Source organism: Caballeronia glebae, from assembly GCF_001545035.1.
GTDB lineage: Bacteria > Pseudomonadota > Gammaproteobacteria > Burkholderiales > Burkholderiaceae > Caballeronia > Caballeronia glebae.
The window spans coordinates 1-501 of record NZ_FCOJ02000194.1 but is presented as its reverse complement, the minus strand read 5'-3'; the positions used below and the strand labels follow the sequence as shown (position 1 = coordinate 501).

At 61.1% G+C, this 501-nt stretch carries 1 protein-coding gene; it reads left to right on the top strand.

From position 1 onward, the window contains the following. Positions 1-49: 49 nt before the first annotated feature. The coding region (locus AWB82_RS36765; protein ID WP_143757011.1) for a helix-turn-helix domain-containing protein at positions 50-501 on the top strand (452 nt) is incomplete at its 3' end.

The following is a 501-nucleotide window of genomic DNA, read 5'->3' as shown; positions in this document are numbered from 1 at the left end:
GGCGGCCTCAAAAGCGAGGTGCAACACTTATCTCGTATAAGGTGTTGCAATGCCCGACAAAACTACTTCATACCAGCACCTTCAACCTGAAGAACGCCTCGCCATCGCAAGCCTACGATTGCAGGACGTGAGCATTCGGGCCATGGCCCGAATGCTCGGGCGCTCGCCCTCCACCGTGAGCCGTGAACTGACGCGCAACAGCTCTCCTGCTGGCTACGCATCAGTGCCAGCTCAAGCGCTGTGCGCCGCCCGCCGTAGGGCTGGTCGCGGCCCCGCCAAGCTTTGCACGCAAGGCGTTCGCTGGCGGATTGTGCTCACGTTGCTGGACTGGAAGTGGTCACCCCAGCAGATATCGGGCACACTTAGGCGGATGTATCCGACCGACCCCGCCCAGCACGTATCGCATGAAACCATTTACACGGCTATCTATGCTCAGCCGCGTGGCGAATTGCGCCGCCAGTTGATTGCCTGCCTGCGCCACGGCCACAACACCCGCATGTC